Source organism: Pseudomonas neuropathica, assembly GCF_015461835.1.
GTDB lineage: Bacteria > Pseudomonadota > Gammaproteobacteria > Pseudomonadales > Pseudomonadaceae > Aquipseudomonas > Aquipseudomonas neuropathica.
Map to the genome: position 1 here is coordinate 255,988 of NZ_JACOPX010000010.1, position 24,175 is coordinate 280,162.

Sequence of the window (24,175 nt, forward strand, 5' to 3'; positions counted from 1 at the left end):
CTCCTGTTAGCGAAAGTAAGTAACAGAGTGCAATTTATCTGCATTTGGGCAGGAATCATCATAGTGGCTCCCCACCTGACAGAGGAACACACCATGCGAATTGGAATCGTTGGAGCCGGATTCATCGGGCGCGCCGTCGCGCAAATCGTCCTCGCCGCCGGGCACGAAGTAATGCTCAGTAACTCACGCGGCCCGAAGACCATGAGCAGCGTGCTCGCCGGCATCACCGCCTGCCAGATCGGCACGGCCGAACAGGCCACACAGTTTGCCGACGTGGTGTTGCTGGCCATCCCCTACGAACACATCCCGAGCCTGCCGCCAGCCTGGTTCGAGGGCAAAACAGTGCTCGACGCCAACAACTATTACCCGGATCGCGACGGCCACATCGCCGCGCTCGACACGTTCCAGAGCACCACCAGCCGTTTGCTCGCCGAGCATCTGCAGGGCGTCACCGTGGTCAAGGTGTTCAATGCGATCCTCGCCGCGGACTTGCTCACCGATGCCCGCCCGCACGGCTCCAGCGAGCGGCGCGCCCTGCCCGTCGCCGCAGATGACGCTGACGCCAAGGCATTGGTCGTGGGTTTGCTGGACGAACTCGGCTTCGATGCGGTCGACGCCGGAGGTCTTGATGACAGTTGGCGATTCGAGCGGGCGAAACCGGCTTACTGCGCGCCGCTGGACAAGTCCGGGCTGGAGATAGCCCTGGCTGCTGCCGAGCGCGAGGTCGAGTTACCCTTGGGCAGTTGGCGGCGCTGATAAAGCCTGAACAGCGTCCAGCCAGTCGTGCTCCGGGTGCAACAGCGTCAAATGTCGAACCAGCCACACGCGTTCCTGCACCGACATCCGCGGTAAAGCCATGGCGAAATCGCTGCGGTCTTTGGCGCGCGTGTGCTTGGCTTTGAACAAGAGAACGGCAGCAGGTCGCAGATACGGAATGCCGGCCGTGCTGCGCATCACCATGTCGGCGCGTGAACAGACAATCGACGGATCGCGTTTATAAACCCAGGTGTCCGGCGTGCCTGGTTCGATCATCACATCCACGCGCCAGGCCTGTGCGGCGCGGTCGTATCCCCAGACCTGAAAAATGTCTGCGGCGGGCAAGCAAATCGCTGACAACAACTGGAACGTACCGTCCTTCACCGCGTAGAAGTCGAGATCGCTCAACGCCTGACGAAAACACGCAAAATCCGCCCGCAACACCGTGAACTCCAGATCACTGTGAGTCCGGGTTTGCCGCCCGTGCCACAAGTCCAGCGCCCAGCCGCCGACCACACACCACGGGCGGTTTACCGCGCTCAGACGTCGGGCCAATTCGTCAGGTGTCCAGGGCTGCCATTGCTCTTGATCGGGCACCAGCGGCCGGGCAGTCGTCATGTCTCAGGCTCGTTGTTCTATTGATGGATAACGGGAGTGCGCCATTCGAACCGCTTTCACCACCCGGCTCAAGATTTTTATCAGCTAGCCTTGAATCGGATCGCACGTCATTCAAGGAGCCGTCATGTTCAAGTTCATCAAGACCACCGTGATCGGCGGTCTGTTGTTCATCCTGCCGCTGGTGCTGGTTGTTGTGCTGATCGAAAAAGCCATCCACCTGCTGCGCGGGCCGGTGGAAAAGCTGTTGCCGATGTTCAAGGGCTATGACGTCGCGGGCGTGACGCTGGTGAGTGTGGCGACGCTGTTGGGGTTGATCGTGTTGTGTTTTCTCGCCGGGCTGCTCGCACGCACCTCAGCGGCAGCGCGGGCCATGGAAGCCACTGAAAACAAGCTGCTCAGCAATTTGCCGGGTTACCAGCTGTTCAAGGACACCACGGCACGGTTCGCCGGGCTGGAAAACGAGGACGGTTCCAAGGTCGGAATAATTGCCGAGGGCGAAGGCTTTCGGCTGTGTCTGATCGTCGAAAGCGTGGACGACTGGCTGACGATTTTCATGCCCGACGGTGGCCCTGCCGGCGGCACCGCCGGTGAAGTGCGGCTGGTCCCGGCCGCACATGTCATCGTCACCGAACTGTCGTGGCTGACCCTGGCCACCGGGTTACGCCGTGGCGGCCGTGGCATGCTCGCGCAGATGCAACCCTGGGTGCCGAAAGCCTGATCACGGCGCGTTGACCACCACATACGTCACATCACTGCCCTGATACTGCGGCTGGTACCAGGTTGAGCCGCACTGCATATAGGCGACGTTGTAGCGAATCACCTGCACGCAACTGCTGGGCATTTGTGCCGGAGTGAAGATCGCCCCCACCACCGCCGCCGTGACCGCGACAGTTGCCGTCACTGCCGCCGCGGTTGCCACTGGATGATAGTGATCGTCGTAGCCATAACGGCCATGGCCGTCGACATCGATATCGACATCACGGTGGTTGTCGATATTGACGTTACGGTTGACGTTGCGATTGCTGTTGTTGACGTACGTACGGTTGCCGACGTTGTTGCCGGCATTGACCCGATTGCCCGAATTGACCCGGTTACCGGCACTGACATTGTTGGCGCGTTGCGGCGCATTGATCCGCTGCGCCCGTTGCGCGTTCGGCGCCGGTGCGCGGTTGACGCTGGCGCGGGCATGTCCCTGAGCGCGTTGCCCCCGGGCATCGGCTTCGGCGACATAACCGGCGGTCAGCAGCGTGGCGGCGGCCAGCGATAACAACAGACTCCACGTCATCGACTTGTTCATGTCACTGCCCTCCCTGATCGCTGGCTTGTTTAAACGCAATCGCCACATCACCCTTGCCCGGTTTGAAGGTGAACTGCGTGTCCGGGATGGTCGGCTTGAGGTTCCACTGATACACCGCGCTGTACTCGGGGAAGCTCTTATCGTCGGTGGTGGTGATCACCAGTTTGCACGGCAAGGGTTTGTCGGAGCGGGTCAGCCACAATTGCCAGTCGATACCCTCCTGGCGAAATGCCAAATGGTCGCAGAGCTGGCCCTTGATGACCGATGGACCCACGTACAGCGCGGCTTTCAAAGCATCGATCTGCGCCTGATCGCTGCCGAACAGAAACAGATCCTCCATCGGTACCTGGACACCGTAGAAGTTTTCGACCTTGTGCAGGGTTTCCGCCACCGTGGCCGGGGCGTCGACGGTGGTGTAGTACTTCAGGTATGGCGAATACTGGGTGAGTTTTTTGCCGTTATAGAAAAACTCGCGGGTGCGCACATCGCCTTCGCTTTTCGCATACAGGCGATCATGGCCGACCACTTTCAGGGTGTTGGCGGACTCGGTCTTGATCTTCTGCCCGGACTCCAGAACCGTGTCGCGCGAGACTTGGGCATCGACCTGGAATTTCGGCAGGCTGCGCAGGTAATTACCCATGTCGATGAGCTTGTCGACCACTTGCGGGTTGATCAACGGCGCATCGTCCGTGGCCTCGGCAGCGGGCGCAGGCGGCGGGTCTTCAGCGCGGGCTCCCGGCGCGAGCACCAGCGTGAACATCAGGCAGACAATACTGGCTAGGGCTTTCATCGGTTCCGCTCCTGTCCCTGCGTGGGCGTTGCGCCGCATGGGCGACTGACTGACCAGCCTAGACCTCACCCTTGCTGTGCGCCAATGCGCACAGACACAGCGCGAATTGATGGCCATAGGCTGTTATCGCGCCTCGTTGCAAGTCCCTGAAGTTCGCTGGAAAAGCGTAAGAAACGTCCTACGCTGAATTTGTCCGTCGCCCGGCGTCGGCACTCATTGGAAGGATTCAGCAGGCAGTAAGAGGCCGATCATGCAAGATTCACGCAATGGATTGTCCGGCGCACATTGGCGCCCGCAACGTCAGTCACTGGCGCTGGAACCGAGAATTCTGTTCGACGGCGCCGCCGCTTCGGCGGCTGCCGATCAACATCACAGTGATCCTGCCGCACCGCCGGCCGCCGTGGACGCCCAGGTCCCTCACACCACGCCCACCGAAGGCCGGGCCACCGAGCCTGCACCGTCTGCTGCGCGCAGCCTGCTGGTCATCGACAGTCGCATCGAAAACCGCGAGCAACTCGTGGCGCAGTTGCCGGGCAATGTCACCGCGATTGTGGTGAATGTCGGCGAAGACGGTCTGGCAGCAATCTCTGCGGCGTTGGCGCAACTGGGCAAGGTCGATTCGATCCAGATCATGTCCCACGGCGCCTCCGGGCAATTCACCCTGGGCAACCGCACGGTCAGTTCGGACAACATCGACTCGCTGGGCAAGACCCTCGAACAATGGCGCAACAATCTGAGCCAAGGCGCGGACATTCAGCTCTACGGTTGCGATGTCGGCGCCGGTGCGGCCGGGCAAACCCTGGTCAGCGAACTGGCACGCTGGACCGGCGCCGATGTCGGCGCTTCCAGCAACGACACCGGCAGCAGCCAGGCCGGCGGCGACTGGACCCTGGAAACCCGCGTCGGTGACCTCGACAAGAGCATCGCCATCAGCAGCCTTGCCATGGCGCATTTCGACGGTTTGCTGGCCGATGCCGCGCCGACCGCCACGGTTTCCACCGGCGGCAGCGATGTGCTGCTCGGCGACCGCTTCACCTTTACCGTGAACTTCAGCAACACCTCGACCCAGGTGGGTTACGCGCCATTCATCAACCTGGCGATGCCGGTCACCGGCAAGGATGGCGACGACGGCGTCAATTTCATTTCGGCCACCTACCTGGGGCAAACCCTGATCAGCCACGTGGTGACCTTCGATGCCAACGGCAACGCCACACATCCCTTGGCCAAAGACGCCAACGGCAACTTCCTGATTATCAACGCCGCCACCTACGGCATGCGCGCCGGCGACAAACTGGTGGTGATCGAGTTGCCCTTCGCCAGCGTCACCAACCAGCAGCCGGTGATCGGCGTGCAGATCACCGCCAGCCTGAGCAATCTGGCCGACACGGCGTTTTCCAATGGCAGCCCCGACCTGACGATCCGCGCCAGTGGCGGCTTCGAATTCGGCAATGACGCGCTGGACAACCCGACCAATGATCCGAGCCTGATCCAGGCCGGCACGGCGGCCTTCGTCGTGCACCCGACGGTGATCACCGTCAGCGAAACGATCAATACCCCGGAGGGAGAGACTGCCACCGGCCCCAACTACGTGCGCACGCTGACCCTGTCGGCGACGCCGGCACCGGGGCAAACGCTGACTAACGTCGTCGTCACCCAACCGCTGCCAGACAATATTCAAATCAACTCGATTACCCCCGGCGCCGGCGGGCGGCTGACCTCGATCACCCTGCACGACGGCACCGTGGTGACCAATCCTGCGGAAATCGCCGTGCTGATTGCGGCTAACGACGTTTACATCAATTCGTTCACCGTCGCCTACGACAGCCTCACCGGCAAGACCGACACCGTGGTCGCGTTCTACGTGCCGGAAGTCGACGCCAACGGTCAACCGGTGATCAACCCGGTCACCGGCGACGCGGTGACCGTGACCCTGGGCCCGCCGACCGCTTCCGGGCAATGGGTGCCGCTCGATCCTCGCGACGTTACCGCACCGAACACCACCATCGATTTCAGCGGCACCGGCCAGAGCACGCAGTTCATCGCCAAATCGATCACGCTGCTGAAAACCGCGACGATGCAGAACGACATCGGCCACAGCGGCATCAGCCCCGGCGACACCCTGCAATACACCCTCAACCTGGCGATTTCCGACTACTTTGCCTTCGGCAAGGACTTCTTCAACGAAGGCCAACTGGTCATCCGCGACCAACTCAGCGATGGCCAGACTCTCAGCGGCACGCCGACCCTGACGGTGACGATCAATGGCGTGGCGCAGACCATCACCCTGGTCACCAGCGTGGTGAACAATGCCGACGGCAGCACCTCGATGGTGTTCGACATCGCCCAGTCGCTGCGCAATGCGTTCAACAACATTCGCGGCTGGCTCAATGGCGACCTGGCCTTCGACGACACGTTGCAGGGCGCCGTGGTCGCGGTGTTGAGCTATTCGGCCATTGTCGGCCAGACCTACAAACCACCTTCAGGCAACCCGCATCCGGACATCAACGAAGGTGACGAACTGGGCAACACCGCCACGGTGGACGGCACGCTGTTGGTCGATCGCTTCAACCTGACGGGCGAGAGCGAAACCGACGGTTCCACCACCACCAGCGTGATCCCCACCAGCAACGTCGATATCAATCTGGTCGAGGTCAATAACGGCGCACCGCCGGGCAACGGTGAACTGCGCCCCGGCGATGAAGTGACCTTCGAGCTGAGCTACGACTTGATCACCGGCGATTACGAGCAGTTCAAACTCACCGCGTATCTGCCGCTGCCGCTGTTCAATGTCAGCGGGATCACCTGGGGCTCGGGCAGTGATGTCGGCCAGTGGGCGCTGGGTGCGGGCAATACCAATGCCGGTGGCGTGGTCAGCGTCACCAGCGCCGACGGCAACTCGGTGGTGTTCGATTTCGGCAGCTTTGCCACCAACACCACCACCGGTAGCCGCATTGTCATTCGCTTCACCGTCAGGGTCGGCGATCAGCCATTTGCCGACCAACGCTCGCTCGATGTCCTCGCACAATCGAGCCAGCAGACCACCCTCACCGACCGTACGCTGATTTCCTCCGATGTAGTCGCGATCGTGTCGGTCGCCGAGCCGGTGCTCAATATCAAGCACGGCGTGGTATCCGGCTCCAACGGCACGGTGACCGGCACCAGCGGCAGCTGGAATCCGCCGGGCAGCACGGGCAAGCCGTTCAATGGCAACGTCACCGACCTGTCGGCGGTCGACGGCAACATCAGCAACATCGACGGCGCCGATCGGTTGCGCCTGGTCACCGCCATTGAAAACAGCGGTGGCGGCGGCGCGTTTGACGTCAGCACCAGCATCACCCTGCCCTCTGGCTTGAGCTTCGTCGGCGGCAGCCTGGCGGCGGCCAATCTGCAGATCTATCGCGGCGACGGCACGCTGCTGGTGTTGGGCACCGACTACAGCGTCAGCGGCAACCAGATCACCTTCCTCGATGCGGGTGGCCAGGCCAGTCTGTTGGCCGGGCGCAGCGGCACGGCGGCCGATACCAGCGGTGCCAACGTCGTGGTGATCAGCTATGACGTGGTGGTCAGTGCGACCATTGAGGCCAGCCGCAGCCTGCAATCCACCGCGACCCTGAGCAACTACGCCAGCGTCAACGGCGGCACCGACTTCACCCCGACCGACCTCACCGACCTGGCCAGCCAGCAGGTTGCCGCGCCGGTCATCAGCAAAGTCTTTGCCGATGGCACACTGGACAATGGCGACTCCAGCGCCAGCCACACCAATGGCAGCGATCTGGTGGTCGGCGAGAGCATGCGCTACGACATCGTTATCACCCTGCCCGAAGGCACCACGCAAAACCTGCGCATCGAAGACCTGATTCCACCCGGGATGCGTCTGGACACTACATTCAATAACGGTCTCGGTTACCAGATCATCACCACCCGCGCCGGCAGCGGCGCGCTCGGCGCCGATTTCGCCGGCAGCGTGCTGGTCGGCGGTTTCGCCGGGATCGGCGGTACATTGGGCAGCGACGGTGTCGATGGACGCTGGACTTTCAGCGTCTCCAGCGTGTCGGCGGACAATCAGACCGGCAACAACACCTTCGTGATTCGTCTGCAACTGGTGGCCAACAACGTGATTGCCAACCAGGCCAACGTCTCGCTGCAAAACAACGCGCAACTGATTTTCAGCGATCCGGATGGCGACACGCCGAACGGCGCGGTGGCGCTGGATCGCAACGTTGCCCTGAGCGGCGGCCAGCCGACGGTAACCGTGCGCGAACCGACCCTGCAGATCAATCAAGTGATCACCTCCACCTCAGGCCTTGGCGGTTATGACCAGGGCGACACGGTGACTTTCAATATCACCCTCACTAACGGCAATGGCAGCACCGATTTCAGTGCGTTCGACATCAGCTTTCTCGACACCCTTCCGACCCAGCTCAGCAACGTCACGCTGGTCGGCGTGCTGTATCAGAACGGTGCGACCAACAATGGTGGAGTTGCCTTCGAAATCGTCGGCGGCCAGTTGCGCACCGCCAGCGGCGCCAATATCGACATCGCCAAGGGCGGCAGCATCGTTTTGCAACTGAGCGGCATCGTCAACGCCAGCGCCGCTGCTCTGTCGAATATCGCCAACGTCGCCAGCGTGCAATGGACCAGTCTCGACGGTGGCAATGCCGGCGAACGAACCGGCGTTGACGGCGTGCTCAATGGCGGCACGCTCAACGATTACCGCAACCTGTCGACTTTGTTGATTCCTGTGGCTCAGGCCATCGAAATCTCCCGAGTCGGTGGTCTGCCCGACACGGCGGCGCCGAACCCGACTACCGCCACCGTCGAACAAGTCACCGTCGGCGAAGTGATTCGCTACCGCGTGGTGGTGCTGGTGCCCGAAGGCAACAACCCCAACTATCAGGTGCAGATCACCCTGGCCAACGGTTTGCAGTTCATCTCGCCGGATGCACTGGTCAATGCTCTGCGCATCGCGTTCATTTCCAATGGCGGGCTGAGCAGTGATGCCAACCTGATCGTCGGCGGCACGCTGAATATCAACGGCAACGAAAACAGCCCAGAGGCCCTGCCGATCACTGCGGATCTGTCCGGGCTGGCGCCGCAAGGCATCTTCGACCCGAGCCGCCTGACCGTCATCACCAACCCCGATGGCAGCCAGGTGGTGACGTTCAACCTTGGCAACGTGGTCAACGGCAACGGCGACGACGATGATCTGGAAGGCATCTCGATCGAGTTCAACGTGCGCGTGACCAACATTGCCGCCAACATTGCCGGCGCACAATTGGCGGTGACCGCGCAGGAAATCGTCAACGGTGCCGGGCGTGCGGTCAGTGACACGGTGTTTGAACGAGTGGTTGAACCGAGTTTCAGCGGTCTCGACAAGCAGATCATCAATTTCAACCCGAACCCGAGCGGCACCGTGGGTAACGCCACGGTGCAACTGAGCTTCACCCAGAACGGCGGCCTGCCGGCGTTCGATGCGCGCGTCAGCGACAGCTTTGCCGGCGGCAGCAATTACACCCTGCTCAGCGTCAGCATCAATGGTGTGAGTTATGGCCCGGGCAGCCTGCCGGCCGGGATCAGCTTCAGCACCAGCGGCGCTTTGAGCGTCAATTTCGATCAACTGGATGTCGGCGCGCAGATTCAGGTGCGCTACTCGGTCGACTTGCCGAACTCGACGATTGTCGCCAGCAGCAACGCAACGCTGACCTGGAGCAGCCTGCCTGAAGACTTCACCAGTTGGGGCGGCAACAGCGTCGGGGTCGATGGCACCGCCACCGGCGAGCGCGACGGCAGCGCCGTCGGCCCGAACCAGTACATTTTGCGCGACACCGCCGGGCTCGGCGTAATCACCGGCACCTTGTGGAACGACACCGCCAGCCCGACCGCCAGCGCCACACCGGACGGCGCCGGCCTGGCCGGGCAAACCGTGACCTTGACCTGGGCCGGCGCCGACGGGCGCCTCGATACCACGGCCGACAACCTGCAATTCACCACCACGACCGATGCCAACGGCCAGTACCGCTTCGGTGTGTTGCCGCTGGGCGTGTTCCGTATCGACGTGCCGGCGGGTCTGGTCAGTTATCCGCAACCAGTGGGTGATCTGCGCGTGCGCGTCGACAGCGACGCCGGCACCCTCGGCCAGATCACCATCACCCTGGGCGATGCCGACACTCAAAGCGCCAACGCCGGCTATGTCGAACAGAACGACGCGCCGGTCAACACCCTCCCCGGCACGCAAAACGGCCTGGAAGATATCGTGCTGAATATCGGCGGTATCAGCGTCGCCGATGTCGATGCCGACCGCGATCCGAACGTCAACGACCGCGCCATCAGCGTCATTCTTACGGTCACTCACGGGACACTGTTCCTCGGTGCGACAGTGCCGGGCGTCACGGTCAGCGGTGCCAATACTGCGAGCATGACCCTGACCGGCAACCTCGCCGATATCAACACCGCGCTGGCCAGCCTGCAATATCTGGGCAACGCCAACTTCAATGGCACCGACACCCTGACCGTACTGAGCAACGACCGGGGCAACTACGGCGATGCCGACGGCGACGGCATTCCCGGCACCGCAGCCGATGCGCTGACCGACACCGACACCCTGCAAATCATCCTCGCCGCCGTCAATGACAACCCGGTCGGCGTCAACGACAGCGCCACGGCCCTGGAGGCTGGCGGCAGCAACAACGCGTCCGCCGGTATCGACCCGCGCGGCAATGTGCTGAGCAACGACACCGACGTCGATATCGCTACCAACGCCGATCAACTGAAGGTGGTTTCGGTCGGCCCCGGCGCCGGCATTCAGACGCCGGTACTCGGTGTCACCGTGATCAACGGCCTGTACGGTCAGTTGGTGATTGGCAGCAACGGTTCGTACCAATATGTCGTCGATAACAATAATGCGGCCGTGCAGGCCTTGCGCGTGTCGGGCCAGACCTTGCAGGACAACTTCAATTACGTCCTCGCTGACCTTGCCGGTGAGACTTCGACAGCCACGCTGACTGTCACCTTGCAGGGCGCCAACGACACGCCGCAGGGCATCGACGATGACGGCGTGGCCGTCGAGGCCGGCGGTGTCAACAACGGCACACCGGGCAGCGATGCCACGGGCAATGTGTTGACCAATGATCAGGACGTCGACAGCGCCGCCAATGGCGAAACCCGCACCGTGACCGGTGTCCGTCCGGTGGCTGAGGCCGGCACCGGCAATTTCACCGCTGTTAGCGGCGCCACGGCAATTGCCGGGCTCTACGGTACGTTGACCATCAATCCCGATGGCACTTACAGCTATGTGGTCAATAACAGCAACGCCACGGTTCAGCGGCTCAGCGCCGGTCAACAACTGGTCGAATTCTTCAGCTATCGGCTGACGGATACCGGCGGACTGGACGATGTCGCGCAACTGCGCATCGTCATTCAGGGCGCCAACGACAACCCGGTGGCCAGCGATGATGCGGCGTCGGCACAAGCTGCGTCGAGCAATGGCACAGCCTCGGAAAGCAATCCGAGCGGCAACGTGATTCAGTTCCCCAGCCGTCCCGGGCCGATCACTCAACCGGGTGGCAACGGCGTCGATCAGGACGTCGATGCCAACGATCAGCCGAGCAGCCAGTTGCTGGTCAATGGCGTGATCAACAAAAGCGAAGCCAGTTACAACCCGGCCGTCGACGTGCTGAGCGGTGTGGCCACCGGCACCACCTCAGCCAACGGCACCTTGGTCGCAGGCCTTTACGGCACCTTGCGCATCGGCGCCGATGGCTCGTTTTTCTATGACGTCGACAGCACCAATGCGGCGGTCCAGGCCTTGGCGCCTGGGCAGACATTGACCGAGTTCTTCACCTACCGCGTCACCGACACCACCGGCCTGACCGACACCGCGCAACTGGTGATTACCGTCCACGGCGTCAACGATCCACCCGTGGCGCAAAACGTCATCGCCGTCGCCACCGAAGCCGGCGGGATCAACAACCTGACGCCGGGCGTCAACCCTTCGGGCGACGTCACGGCCAACGATACCGACCCCGATGGCGACCCGTTGACAGTCACGCTGATCAAGTCCGGTGCAAGCGGCGACCCGGGCACACCGATTGCGGTCAATCTCGGCGGCACGGTGATTGCCGGGCTGTACGGCACGCTGACGATTTTCCCCGACGGCAGCTACGTCTATGAAGTCGATAACAGTAACCCTGACGTTCAGGCGCTGCGTCGCAGCGTCGATCTGCTTTCCGAGCGCTTCACCTACACCGTCAGCGATGGCGTCGGTGCTACACCGCAAACCGACACCGCGGAAATCATCGTGTTGATTCGCGGGCAGAACGACAATCCGATTGCCAATGATGATGCCGGCGTGGCCATCGAGGCCGGTGGCCTGAACAACAGCCAGCCCGGTCAGGATCCCACCGGCAACGTGCTGGATAACGACAGCGATGTCGACGGCGGTGAAGTCCCCGGCGACCTGCCCAACTACGACTACGGCGAAACCCGCGCAGTGTCCTCGGTGCGCACTGGCAGCGAAGCCGGAACGGGCACGGCCGGCGCTCTCGGCACCGAGTTGCGCGGTACGTATGGCTGGCTGACCCTGAACGCCGACGGCAGTTATAGCTATCGTCTGGACAACAGCATGGCGGCGGTTCAGGCCTTGCGCGCCGGCAATACCTTGCTTGATGCGTTCAGCTACGAGGTGATCGACGCCGCCGGCGCCAGCGATCGCGCGACGCTGAACATCACTATTCAAGGACGCAATGACACCCCGATCGCGCAGAACGACAGCAACACCGCCGTTGAGGCCGGCGGCTTGAACAACGCCACGCCGGGTACTAATCCGAGCGGCAACGTGCTGAGCAATGACAGCGATGTCGACGGCAACGGCGAAGTGCTCAGTGTCATCGGCGTCAATCAAGGCTCGTCGGTGGGCCTGATCGGCAGTGGGTTCAATGGCACCTACGGCGTTCTCACCCTGAATGCCGATGGCAGCTACAGCTATGTGGTCGACAACCTCAATCCGCAGGTTCAGGCACTGCGCAGCAATGCCGACACCCTCACGGAAACCTTTACCTATCAGATCCGCGACCTGGCCGGCGCCACCAGCAGCGCGACGCTGACCATCACCGTGCGCGGGGCCAACGACAATCCGATCGCCAGCGACGACAGTGCCGTGGCGGTCGAGGCCGGCGGAACCTTCAATGGCACCCTGGGGGTCAACCCAAGCGGCAATGTGCTGAACAACGACAACGATGTCGATGCCAACGACGCCAAACTGGTCAACGGTATCCGCACGGGTAGCGAAGCGGCCGGCGGTACCTTCACCAGCGTTGTCGGCGCGCAAACCTTCAACGGTTTGTACGGCACCCTGACCCTCAACACCGACGGCACTTACAGCTACGTGGTCAACAACAACCTCGCCGCCGTGCAGGCGCTGAAAGTCGGCGATTCGCTGGTGGAAACCTTCACCTACCGCCTGCGCGACATCGCCGGAGCCACCGACACTGCGCAACTGAGCATTCGCATCGACGGCGCCTGGGATGCGCCGGTGGCGGCCAACGACACCGCACTGGCCGTGGCCGATAACGGCAACGGCAACGGCGTCAACCCAAGCGGCAACGTGCTGCCTAACGACACCGACGTCGACCAGGGTGACAGCAAAACCGTCACCGGCATCCGTTTCGGCACCGAAGACGCCGGCGGCAGTCTGGCCGGGGTCACGGCCGGCACCGACAACAGCAACGGCACGCTGATCAACGGACTCTACGGGCAGTTGATCATCGGCGCCGATGGCAGCTTCACCTACAACCTCGATTCGAACAATGCGGCGGTACTGGCTTTGGGGCCGCTGCAGTTTCTCAACGAGCGCTTCACCTATCAGGTCAGTGACCGTGGCGGGCAGACTGATCTGGCGGAAATCCACATCATCATTCGCGGGCGCAACATTGCGCCGGTGGCCAATGCCGACACGGCCACTGCCATCGAGGCTGGTGGTTCCAACAACGATCAACCCGGCCTCAACCCCGGCGGCAATGTGCTGGACAACGATACCGACGCTGAAAGTGATCCCCTGTCGGTGATCGGCATTCACACCGGCACCGTCAACGCTATCGGCACGGTCGGCAGCGTCGGCACGTCATTGCGCGGGTTGTACGGTGATTTGCTGATCAACGCCGATGGCAGCTACACCTACACCGTCGACAACAGCCTCGCCGCCGTGCAGGCCTTGCGTCAGAGCGGCCAGACCCTGAATGAAGTGTTCACCTACACCATTGTCGACCGCTGGGGCGACACCAGTACCGCCGAATTGCGCATCACCGTCGATGGCCGTAACGACACACCGGTCGCCGCCGATGACAGCGCCACGGCGATCGAAGCTGGCGGCGTCAATAACGGCACGCCGGGCAGCAACGCCACGGGCAATGTGCTGGACAACGATACGGACGTCGACAGCGTCGCCAACGGCGAAGGCAAACAGGTGCAAAGCGTCAGCAATCAGGCCGGCCAGTCAACCGGTGCCGGACAAGTGTTGATCGGTCTCTACGGGCAACTGACGCTGAACGCCGATGGCAGCTACACCTATGTCATCGACAATAACAATCCCGTGGTGCAGGCCTTGCGCACGGCGGGCGAAACCCTCAGCGAAACCTTCACCTATCGCATGGTCGACGCGGCGGGCGCGACCTCGGACGCTCGGCTGACGGTGGTCATTCAGGGCGCCAACGACGCACCGGTCGCGCAGAACGACAGCGGTTTTGCCAGTGACCAATCCCCTGCCCCGCAAACCACCGGCAACGTGCTGCCCAACGATGGCGATGTCGACGGCAATGACAGTCTGGTTGTGGTCGGCGTACGCACCGGTTCCGAGTCGGGCTCCGGTGCGGCTGGCGTGATTGGCCAGCCGATCATTGGCTTGTACGGAACACTGGTACTCAATGCAGACGGCAGTTACACCTACACCATCGACCAGAACAACCCGGCGGTGCTGGCCGCTGCCGGTCTGGGGCAGGTGTTGCGCGACATCTTCACCTACACGATCAACGACCGTGCTGGCACCAGCGATCAGGCCGAACTGGTGATCACCCTCGACATCGCCACGCCGTTCATACCGGCACCGGGCGGCAACAACTTCGAGCGTGATCCGAACACTTTGAACCGCAACTTGCTGATTCCTGATCCACAGCCGGCAATCTTCGTCACGCCGGTGGTCGAGCGCGCGGCTGAAATCTCCGAACTCTCGGCTTGGGGCGTCGATGGCAGCAACCTGCGACTGGCGGCGGTCGGCGAGTTCACCAGCGAATCAGTGGGCAATGGTCTGGGCCTGGTGCCGGGGCAATTCGTCGCGCAAGCGGTGCGTACCAGTCGCCTCGAAAGCGAACTGGACCTGCTGTGGATTCAGGGGCGCCAGGGTCGTACCGGTTTGAGCGCCGATGGCTTGTTGAGCGACCCGTCGCTGTTCACCTTGAACCCGGCCGACCTGACACACAGCCCGGCACACGCAGAAAAGCCTCATGAAAAACCCCGGGCCAAGGGCTTCAGCGCGCAATTGCGCGATGCAGCGCAACGGCGCACGCCACGGTAAAGCGGTCGACCTGAAGAAAAATTCGAAGAATGCAAAGGAATGAACATGCGCCTACACGCGAACCGGCTTCTCAGTACCGCCATCGCTTCTGCACTGTTGCTCAGTGCTTGCTCATCAACGGAGCCGAAACCCTCCACCGACGAAGAAAACCGGCAACGGATCATTGCCGACCAGTCACGCATGTATTCCGGTCAGGAGCCGGTCACCGCGCCGATCACCTTTTACGAAGCCGCCGCGCGGGCGCTGAAATACAACCTCGACTACCGCCTCAAACTGATGGAAAGCGCGCTGGCCTCGGACCTGCGCGATGTTTCCAGCCATGAAATGCTCCCGCGTCTGGTCGCCTCGGCCGGGTATGCCGGGCGTGACAACGATTCCGGCGGCACCTCGATCGGCATCGAAGACCGTCAGGTCAGCTTGCGTCCATCGACCTCGGAAGAGCGCTATCGCGAAGTCTACGGTCTGGGTTTGAGCTGGAGCCTGTTGGATTTCGGCGTCGCGTATTACCGCACCCAGCAGAAATCCGATCAGATCCTCATGGCCGAAGAGCGTCGGCGCAAAGTCGCGCAGAACGTGCTGCAGGACGTGCGCAATGCCTATTGGCGGGCGCTCGGCGCTCAGCGTTTGATGCCGGAAGTCGACAAGCTGTTGATGCGCACCCACACCGCGCTGACCTCGGCCCGCCAGGCGGAAACCCGTGGCCTGCTGCCGCGTCAGGAAATCCTCGCCTACCAGCGCGCGCTGCTCGATTCGATCTACCTGCTGACCGTGCGCCGCCAGGATCTGGAGTTCGCTCAGGCCGAACTGTCGGCGCTGATGTCGCTGCCGCCGGGTTCGAAAATGATCCTCGCCGACATGCCCGATCCGCCGCTGCCGGAAGTGCGCCAAAGCATGGCACGACTGGAACAGCTGTCGTTGGAGAACCGCCCGGAAATCATGGAAGAGTGGTATCGCAAGCGCGTTAACCAAAAGGATCTGGAGATCGCCAAGGCGCAGCTGTGGCCGAATGTCAGCGTCGATTTTGGCTACAAGTACGACTCCAACAAATACCTCTACAACAACGACTGGATGAGCACCGGTCTGCAAGTGTCGATGAACCTGATTCGCTTGCTGCAACTGCCGTCACTGAACGCGGCGGAAAAATCCCAGAGCGAAACCGACGACACCCGGCGCGTGGCACTGTCGATGGCGATTCTCACGCAAGTGCGGGTCGGCACCCTGCGCTATCAACTGGCGCGGCAGGAGGTCGAGTTTGCCGAAGACAGTCTGCGCGTTGATCGCAGCCTGCTCGACTACGCCCAAGCGGCGAGAACCGGCGCGCTGGGATCGGAACTGGAAGTGATTCGCTCCGAAGGACGTTATCTGCTTTCGCGCTACCAGCGTGAAGCGGCGTTCTCCAGTGCGCAGGCCGCGTGGGGGCGGATGTACAACTCGGTCGGGCTGGACGTGCTGCCCAAGGAAATCTCGCAACACGACATCAAGACCCTGGCCCGGGAGATCCAGCGCACCTTGAACGAACAAGAACAACAACGCCTGCTCGCTGCCACTTCGCAAGGAACGCCGAATGCGCAAAATCGCCCTTGAGTCCCGTTTCGGGGCCCTGTTGTTGGCCAGTCTGATCCTGCCCGTCCACGCCGAAGACAGCCCGTCGGCCACAGCTCTGGAAAGCGCCAGTGCAATTCGTGTGTTGCTCGCCGCCGAACTGGAAACCACCCTCTCCAGCCAAATGGCCGGCACCTTGGGCGAACTGAAAGCCCGGTTCGGCGAACAGGTCGCCAAGGCCGAATTGCTCGCCCGCTTCAACTGCAATGAAGCCGAAGCGCGCGCGAAAGTCGCGGCGGCGGAGCTGGCCATGGCCAAACAGAACCTGCAGGCCAAACAACAACTGCGCCAGCTCAACGCGGTGGGCGATATCGAAGTGTCGATGGCCAACACCGAAGTGCAAAAGGCCGACGGCGCGCGAGCCATGGGCGCGGCGCAAAGCAGTTACTGCCAGGTGCTCGCACCGTTTTCCGGGCGTGTGGCCAAGGTTTACGTCAAGCCTTACCAAACGGTTACGGCCGGCACGCCGCTGTTCGATCTGGTCAGTGACGGTGCACTGAAGGTGCGCCTGAACGTACCGTCCAACCTGCTGAAAACCCTCAAGCCCGGCTTGCCGCTGCAGGTCAGCATCCATGAAACCGGCAAGACCTATCCGGCGCATGTCAGCGGCATCAACTCACGCGTCGATGCAGTAGCGCAAACCGTTGAACTGGAAGCGAAGCTCGACAACAAGTACCCCGACTTGATGGCCGGCATGAGCGGCACCGCGCAGTTCGAGCAAGACGCGCGCCCATGACCATGAACGAGCCGTTGCCTCACCCTCACCTGCTGCTCGAACTCGATGCGCTGCGTGATAAAGCCATGGCCGCTGACTCGCTGAACAGCCTGGCGTTCAGCATGGCCAACGACCTGTACCCGCTGCTGCCCTTTCATCAGGCGCTGGTGTTCGCCCAGCGTGAGTCATCGCTGGAGCTGTTGAACGTCTCGGGGCTGTCACGGCCCAGCGAAGACTCGCCCTATCTGGTGTGGCTGCGTCGCGCCAGTCGCTGGGTCGCGGCGCAAGTACCCGGTGCTGAGCCGGTGTGGCTGTCCCAGGACAGCGCCAGTCCACCGCCGGACATCGCCGAAGGCTGGAACGAATGGTGGCCGTCGGGGCTGTGGTGCGTGCCGGTGCAGGATCGCGACCAGCAACGGCTGGGCCTGTTGCTGCTGTTGCTGGAACAGGAACCGCCGGCGCTGTTATGGCACCACCTCAAGGGGCTGGTCAGCACCTGGGCCTATTGCTGGTCAGCGCTGACCCGGCGCAAGGGCTTGCGGCGCTGGCGGCCCAATCGCAAACAACTGCTGCTGGTGTTGATCGTGCTCGCGGCCCTGCTGCTGTTGCCCGTGCGGCAAACGGCCTTGGCGCCGACTGAAATCGTCTCGCGGCAGGCGCAGATCATCAGCTCGCCGATCGATGGCGTGATCGAAAAGATACAGGTTCGGCCCAATCAACCTGTGGAGGCTGGCACACCGCTGTTTTCGTTGGACGAAACCACCCTGCGCAGCCGCGCTGAAGTACTCGGCAAAGAGGTCGCGGTGGCAGATGCCGAGTTGCAGGCAGCCAGCCAACGGGCCTTCGATAACCCGCAAAGCAAAAGCGAACTGACCTTGCTCGCCGGCCGCGCGCAACAGCGCCGCGCCGAACTGGCAGCGGTGCAGGCGCAACTGAAACGCACGCAAGTGCTGTCGCCACGGGGCGGCGTCGCGGTGTTCAGCGACCCCAATGACTGGCTGGGCAAACCGGTGGTGACTGGCGAGCGCATCCTGCAAGTGGCTGACCCGACGCAACCGGCCATGCTGATTCAACTGGCCGTGGCCGATGCCATCGCCCTTGAGCCAGGCGCCGAGGTCACGCTGTTTCTCACCGCTTATCCGCTAACGCCCCTCAAGGGGCAGATTCTGGAAACCAGTTATCAGGCGCGACCCAGCGATGAGGGTGTGGTCGCCTACCGCTTGCTCGCCAGCATCGAGGGCGCCCCGGAGCACGCACGCCTCGGCCTGCACGGCACGGCGAAGCTCTACGGCGGGCGGGTCATGCTCGGTTATTACCTGCTGCGCCGGCCGCTGGCGACGCTGCGTGCCTGGAGTGGCTGGTAATGCTCGACCCGGCCGATCTGCCGGTGCCGCCGCTGCGCGAAGACTTGCGCCTGAGCGAAGCAGCCAACGGCAGCAACGGCGAACCGGCGTGGGTGATTCAGGACACGGTGATCAACCGTTTCTACCGCATCGGCTGGCTGGAATTCGAGTGCCTGCTGCGCTGGGGCCAGTCGCCGCGCCAGATCAGCGAGCAGATCGCCGAAGGCACCGCCCTGAAACCGGATGTCGAGCAAGTCCTTGATTTTCGCCAGTTCCTTGAACAGCATCAATTATTGCGAGCCGGCCCCGCTGCGCTTGAGCGGCTCAAGAACAAAAGCGCAGAAGGCAGTTGGCTGACGTGGCGCTGGTGGCTGCACCATTACCTGTTTTTCCGCATTCCGCTGCTGCGCCCGCAACAGCCGTTGCAGTCCCTGGCGCGAGCACTGGGTTGGCTGTTTCATCCGCTCACCGGGGTGTTGGTGCTGTGTCTGAGCCTGCTCGGGATCATTCTGGTGTTGCAGCAATGGGATGTGTTCACCAGCGCCGTGGTCGAGTCGTTTTCCACCGAGGGCCTGTTCAGTTTTGCCCTGGCGCTGATCGTCGCGAAAACCCTGCATGAACTCGGCCATGCCTTGGTCGCGACCCGGCTCGGCTTGCGCGTCGGGCACATGGGCATCGCGTTTGTGGTGATGTGGCCGATGCTCTACACCGACACCGGTGAGAGCTGGAAACTCAGCCGTTCTCGGCAGCGCCTGGCCATCGCTTCAGCGGGGATCGTGACCGAGTTGTCGCTGGCCGGACTGTCGACGCTGGGCTGGGCGTTATGTGATCCGGGCGCGTTGCGCAATGCACTGCTGTACCTGGCGACCACCAGTTGGTTGCTGTCACTGGCGCTGAACGCCAGTCCGTTCATGCGCTTTGACGGCTACTTCATCCTTTCCGATTTGCTCGACTTTCCCAACCTGCATGAACGCGCTTCGGCGCTGGCGCGCGTCACCCTGCGGCGCAATCTGCTGGGCTTGCAGGAAGACTGGCCGGAAACGTTTCCAAGCGGTCAGCGGCGTTTGCTGGTGACCTTCGCGATCATCACGTGGATTTATCGGCTGGTGCTGTTTCTGGGGATCGCGCTGGCGGTCTATCTGTTTTTCTTCAAGGTCTTGGGGATCTTTTTGTTCATGGTCGAACTGTCGTGGTTTATCGCCCTGCCCGTGATGCGCGAGCTGGGCCACTGGTGGAAAAGCCGCGCGGCGATTCCGAGCCGGCGCAAAGTGGCGTTTTACGCGATGTTGCTGTTGACTCTGCTGGGCTTGGCGATGCCATGGCGCACGCAGATCGATGCGGTCGGCGTGGCCCGCGCCGAGCACCAGTTGCGCGTGTATGCGCCCTACCCGGCGCGCCTGCAATCGATTCACCCGCACGGCCCGGTCAAGGCTGGGGAAACCCTGATTACCCTGGACGAGCCGGACATCGCATCACGACTGCAGACCAGCGAAGCCAGCGCGCGCAGTTATGAGGCGCGCCTGTCCGGGCTGATCGCCGATCCCGGCGGCCTGGCCGAAGACGCCGTGACCCGCCAACGCCTCAACGTGCAGTTCGAAGAGGCTCGCGCGGCCCGCTCGGAAATCGCCCGGCTCAACCTGCAAACGCCGTTTGCCGGGGTGTGGCTGGACGTCAATCCCGACTGGAAAGCCGGGCAATGGGTCGGTCGTCAGGAGTCGCTGGGTATGCTGATTGATCCGCGCAGTTGGCAGGTCGATGCTTATGTCGCGCAGGATCAGGTGCATCGCATGGCCACGGGTGATCACGTGCGTTTCTATGCGGATGGCCAGACCACGCCGCTGTCTGGCCGTATCGTGCAAATCGGCAGCACCCGCGCCAGTCAGCTGTCGCACCGCATGTTGTCGTCACGCTTTGGCGGGCCGGTGCCGACGACCAATGCCGAACATGCGCTGATCCCGAGCAACGCGCTGTTTCAGGTATTGATCCAGCTCGATGAGCCGCTGCCGAGCCTGCGCGAGACACGCGGGCATCTGAAGATTGAGGGTGAGCGGCGCAGCTTGCTTGCCGACGGCGCTACTCATGTGCTGGCGGTATTGATGCGCGAAAGTGGTTTCTGACAATCCACTCTAGCCAGCAACCACGAAGATGATAATCGGCCCGCACACCGCCAGCAGCACATTGGAAATCGCATAGCACACGGTGAAACCGATCACCGGAGTGTTACTCCCCGACTGCTCAATGATCTTGTTCATCGACGCTGCCTCGGTCTGTGCACCGGCCAAGGCACCAAACAGAATCATCGGGTGCAAGCGCAGCACATAGCGACCGAAATACAACGCCACCAGTGGCGGCAAAATCGTCACCACAGCGCCCGACAGCAGCAATGCCAGCCCCTGCTCCTTCATTGCGGCAAACGCCGCCGGCCCGGCGAGCAAACCGACCACGGCGCCAAACGCGGTCAGGCCAAACTCGGAAAACGCCCATTGCGCCGCTGGCGGCAGCGCGCCGATTTCCGGGTGGCGCGAGTTGTACCAGCCAATCACCAGCGCGGCGACCAACACCCCGCCGCCGATGCCCAGTTCCACCGGGATCATGCCGACATGGGTCGAGAGCAGCCCCAACAGTGAGCCCAGCACCATGCCCAGGGTGTGCATGGCGATGTCACTTTTGTAGTTGTTCTTGCGGATCCGCCCCAGGCGTTTGGCGATGGCTTCGACACTGGCCGTGCGCCCGGTCAATGTCAGCACGTCGCCTCGACGCAGCACCGTATTGGGCAGCAGCGGCAGTTCGTAGCCCTGCCGGGAGATGGTGTTGACGAAACAGCCCAGGCGTCCATCGCTGGCCAATCGGGTTTTCGCTGCATGGATAGTCTTGCCGGCAAACTCGGCTGAAGTCAGGACGATGTCCACTTCGCGGGTAGGGAATGACAAGGACTCGGGGTGGTCGATTTCCGGCCCGACCCAATGGCTCAGCGTCCCTACCGCATCACGCAAGGCATATACCCCAAGGACATCGCCGGCCATGAGAACGAAATTCTCATCACGCTCGATGATTTGCCCGGCCCGTACCACGCGCTCAACCGTCAATGAGTCATGCAGTTTTTCAAAGTCGATGATGCGCTGGCCATCCGCCTGGCCGTTGCTCGCCACTTGATGAGCCCGCACGACGATGCGCGTGTAAGGCACGGTGATCGCTTCTTCTTCCTTGGCGATGCCCAGTTCCAGCTCCAGTTCACGCGCCGATTCGCGCAGATTCACCCCGAGCAGTTTCGGCGCAATGCTGCCGACAAAAACGATCAACCCGATGGTGCCGAACAGGTAGGTAATGGCATAGGCAATCGCCATGTGGCTGTTGAGTTGCGCCTTGGCCGCGGCATCAATCGTCAGTTGATTGATCGCGCTGGTCGCGGTGCCCATGATCGCCGTGTCGGTCAGCGCCCCGGCACCGAGGCCTGCGGTAAACCCGGCGTCGAAATCGAACACCGAGTACATCAGTAGAATCGCCCCCAAAGCGGTGGCGCACAGCACCACCGAGAGCAGCACCAGTTTCAGTGTGCCGCGATTGAGGCTGCCGAAAAATTCCGGGCCACTCTTGAACCCGACGGCGTAGATGAACATCACGAAAAACACTGACTTCAGGCCCGCCGGCACTTCCAGACCGATCTGCCCGATCAGCAAACCCATCAGCAGCGCACCGGCCACCGAGCCGAGGTGGAAGCTGCCGATGTGAATCCGGCCGATAAACACGCCCAGGGCAATCGCCAGGAACACCGCGATTTCCGGGTCGGTGCGCAAGGCGTGCAGGATGAACTCGAGCATGGGGCGAACTCCTTTGAGCGGCGGTCACTGATCCGTCGGTTCTTGCGCGGGTGCTGTGTACCACTTTTCTCGCGGCACCCACTTTTCGCTCTGCGGATCGCCCAGATAGTGCGGCGACATGATCTGCACGCCGTATTCGTTGAACACGTCCTGGATATTGGCGTGGAGCATGCTCAGCAGCACCGCACGCGGCCGCGGCTGGCTGGGGATCGCTTGCGCAACCAGCCGGTATTCCGGGTAGAAATCCGACAACGCAGTCTGGAACACCTGAGCCGGCGGGTCTTCGAGAATCCCAGGCGTACGCTTCGCCGCTTCCAGCAGCATCGCCTCGACCTGACGCCATGGTGTGTCGTAGCCAATGGTCACCACGGTATCGACGACATAACCGGAGCCTTGCACGGTGCGTGAGTAGTTTTTGGTGACGGTGCCAGTGATCATCGAATTGGGCAGCGTCAGCACTTCCCCCAGACCGGTGCGAATGCGCGTGGTGAACATGCCCAGCTCGGTGACGGTGCCTTCGTACTCGCCGATTTTCACGAACTCGCCGGGGCGCAAGGTGCGCGTGTAGGTGAGGATCAAACCGGCGGCAGCCTGCCCGACCACGCTGGTCGCGCCGAGGGAAATCATCAGGCCGATCAGCACCGATAAGCCCTTGAACGCATCAGTACCGGCGCCGGGCAGATACGGATAGGCCATCGCCAGAGCAAACAACCAGATCGCCAGCGCGGTGAGGCGTTGGGTCGGTTGCAGGGTTTCGTGATTGAGCCAGCTGAATGTGCCCGGCGTGGCCATACGGCGCAGGATTCGCCGGGTGAACGCGGTGACACCTCGGGCAATAAAGAAAATCGCCAGCGCCACGCCCAGTCCGGGAATCGCCCCGACGATGCCTTGCAACAGATAACCGGCCAGTTCGAACAGGTAGTTATTGAGGCTTTCGCCCCATGGCCGCGTGTAGGGAAAGCGCGACAGGACAAAGCCCAGCCATTCGTAGGTCAACAGCAAAATCAGCAGCCAGCGCAGCAACAGCAGCAAACGGCTGACCAGCGGATAGAGGAAATTGGAGTCGATCAGTTGTACCCGCCCGACCTTCAGCGCCTGGGTGTGGCGATCCATCAATGCGGGGAGTTTGGCCAGCAACTTGCGGCGCAGATACGCCAGGCACCACAGCAGCGCAACGTAAATCAGCGTGGCCACAGCGGCCAACGCCACCGAGCGCAGGATCATCTGCAGGTTGCGCGCCTCACGGGTTTCGGTGACCACCTGGCGCAGTTTTTCCGCCGCGCCTTCGGCGGCCTGTTGCACCGAAGAGTATTCGAGGCTGTCGATGTCCTTGGGCGCAACGATGAAGGCGCGCTTGTCACCGATCAGCACCATGTAGCTGTTCTGGATCGAATCCGTGGTGATGTTCAGCGCCGCGTCTTCATCCAGCGCCTCGCTGATGACCATTTTCGCGCGCTTGACCCGCGAGGCCGGTGCTTCCCCCAGAATGGTCGCGCGAAACAGCATGATGCTGCGGTTGGCGACCTTCAGCTCTACCGCCTCGTCGGCCGGTTTTGTCGCCTCATCGGCCGCCCAGCCGAGCCCGCTCCAGAGCGCCGCGAACACCACTATCCATACCGCCAGCAGCCTGCTTCGCATGCGCCTGTTTCCTTACGCCCAAGTGTCAGAGAGGG

Annotated in this window: 12 protein-coding genes; 7 read left to right on the forward strand and 5 right to left on the reverse strand. The window is 62.3% G+C overall.

The genetic code is table 11. The features are described 5' to 3' along the window. Positions 1 to 93: 93 nt before the first annotated feature. The gene (locus H8F23_RS16910) at positions 94 to 756 is read left to right on the forward strand and encodes an NADPH-dependent F420 reductase (protein WP_194935140.1); all 663 of its coding nucleotides are present in this window, start codon (positions 94 to 96) and stop codon (positions 754 to 756) included. Here the strand turns inward: H8F23_RS16910 and H8F23_RS16915 are convergent. Then, positions 730 to 1,374 carry a nucleotidyltransferase domain-containing protein gene (locus H8F23_RS16915; RefSeq protein WP_194935141.1) on the reverse strand — a complete coding sequence of 215 codons (645 nt, stop codon included), beginning with the start codon at positions 1,372 to 1,374 and terminating at the stop codon, positions 730 to 732. The two genes, H8F23_RS16910 and H8F23_RS16915, sit on opposite strands and share 27 nt — an antisense overlap. A gap of 124 nt (positions 1,375 to 1,498) precedes the next feature. Between H8F23_RS16915 and H8F23_RS16920 the strand changes: the two genes are divergently transcribed. Then, on the forward strand, positions 1,499 to 2,092 hold the full coding sequence (locus tag H8F23_RS16920) for a hypothetical protein (RefSeq protein WP_194935142.1): 594 nt from the start codon (positions 1,499 to 1,501) through the stop codon (positions 2,090 to 2,092). Here H8F23_RS16920 and H8F23_RS16925 read toward each other — a convergent pair whose 3' ends face one another. Next, on the reverse strand, positions 2,093 to 2,671 hold the full coding sequence (locus tag H8F23_RS16925; protein ID WP_194935143.1) for a hypothetical protein: 579 nt from the start codon (positions 2,669 to 2,671) through the stop codon (positions 2,093 to 2,095). It abuts the gene before it with no gap. Position 2,672: 1 nt separating this feature from the next. Continuing rightward, complete coding sequence (locus H8F23_RS16930; RefSeq protein WP_194935144.1) at positions 2,673 to 3,461, reverse strand: DUF2092 domain-containing protein; 789 nt, start codon at positions 3,459 to 3,461, stop codon at positions 2,673 to 2,675. 250 nt (positions 3,462 to 3,711) lie between these two features. On the opposite strand from H8F23_RS16930, the gene H8F23_RS16935 reads away from it, so the two are divergent. From H8F23_RS16935 to H8F23_RS16955, 5 genes are read left to right on the forward strand one after another with little or no spacing between them, the layout of a single operon-like run. Beyond that, complete coding sequence (locus H8F23_RS16935) at positions 3,712 to 15,024, forward strand: VCBS domain-containing protein (protein ID WP_194935145.1); 11,313 nt, start codon at positions 3,712 to 3,714, stop codon at positions 15,022 to 15,024. 45 nt (positions 15,025 to 15,069) lie between these two features. Then, on the forward strand, positions 15,070 to 16,608 hold the full coding sequence (locus tag H8F23_RS16940; protein WP_194935146.1) for a TolC family protein: 1,539 nt from the start codon (positions 15,070 to 15,072) through the stop codon (positions 16,606 to 16,608). Beyond that, positions 16,589 to 17,362, forward strand: a complete 774-nt coding sequence (locus H8F23_RS16945; RefSeq protein ID WP_194935147.1) for an efflux RND transporter periplasmic adaptor subunit — start codon at positions 16,589 to 16,591, stop codon at positions 17,360 to 17,362. Before H8F23_RS16940 ends, H8F23_RS16945 begins: the two co-directional genes overlap by 20 nt. Then, positions 17,359 to 18,705, forward strand: a complete 1,347-nt coding sequence (locus H8F23_RS16950) for an efflux RND transporter periplasmic adaptor subunit (RefSeq protein WP_194935148.1) — start codon at positions 17,359 to 17,361, stop codon at positions 18,703 to 18,705. The genes H8F23_RS16945 and H8F23_RS16950 overlap by 4 nt, the downstream gene beginning before the upstream one ends. Then, positions 18,705 to 20,801 carry an HlyD family efflux transporter periplasmic adaptor subunit gene (locus H8F23_RS16955; protein WP_194935149.1) on the forward strand — a complete coding sequence of 699 codons (2,097 nt, stop codon included), beginning with the start codon at positions 18,705 to 18,707 and terminating at the stop codon, positions 20,799 to 20,801. Before H8F23_RS16950 ends, H8F23_RS16955 begins: the two co-directional genes overlap by 1 nt. A 9-nt stretch (positions 20,802 to 20,810) precedes the next feature. Here the strand turns inward: H8F23_RS16955 and aspT are convergent, their stop codons facing one another. Next, positions 20,811 to 22,502, reverse strand: coding sequence for an aspartate-alanine antiporter (gene aspT / locus H8F23_RS16960; RefSeq protein WP_194935150.1), 1,692 nt, complete (start codon positions 22,500 to 22,502; stop codon positions 20,811 to 20,813). 24 nt (positions 22,503 to 22,526) lie between these two features. Beyond that, positions 22,527 to 24,140 carry a mechanosensitive ion channel family protein gene (locus H8F23_RS16965; RefSeq protein ID WP_194935151.1) on the reverse strand — a complete coding sequence of 538 codons (1,614 nt, stop codon included), beginning with the start codon at positions 24,138 to 24,140 and terminating at the stop codon, positions 22,527 to 22,529. Between the last annotated feature and the right edge of the window lie 35 nt (positions 24,141 to 24,175).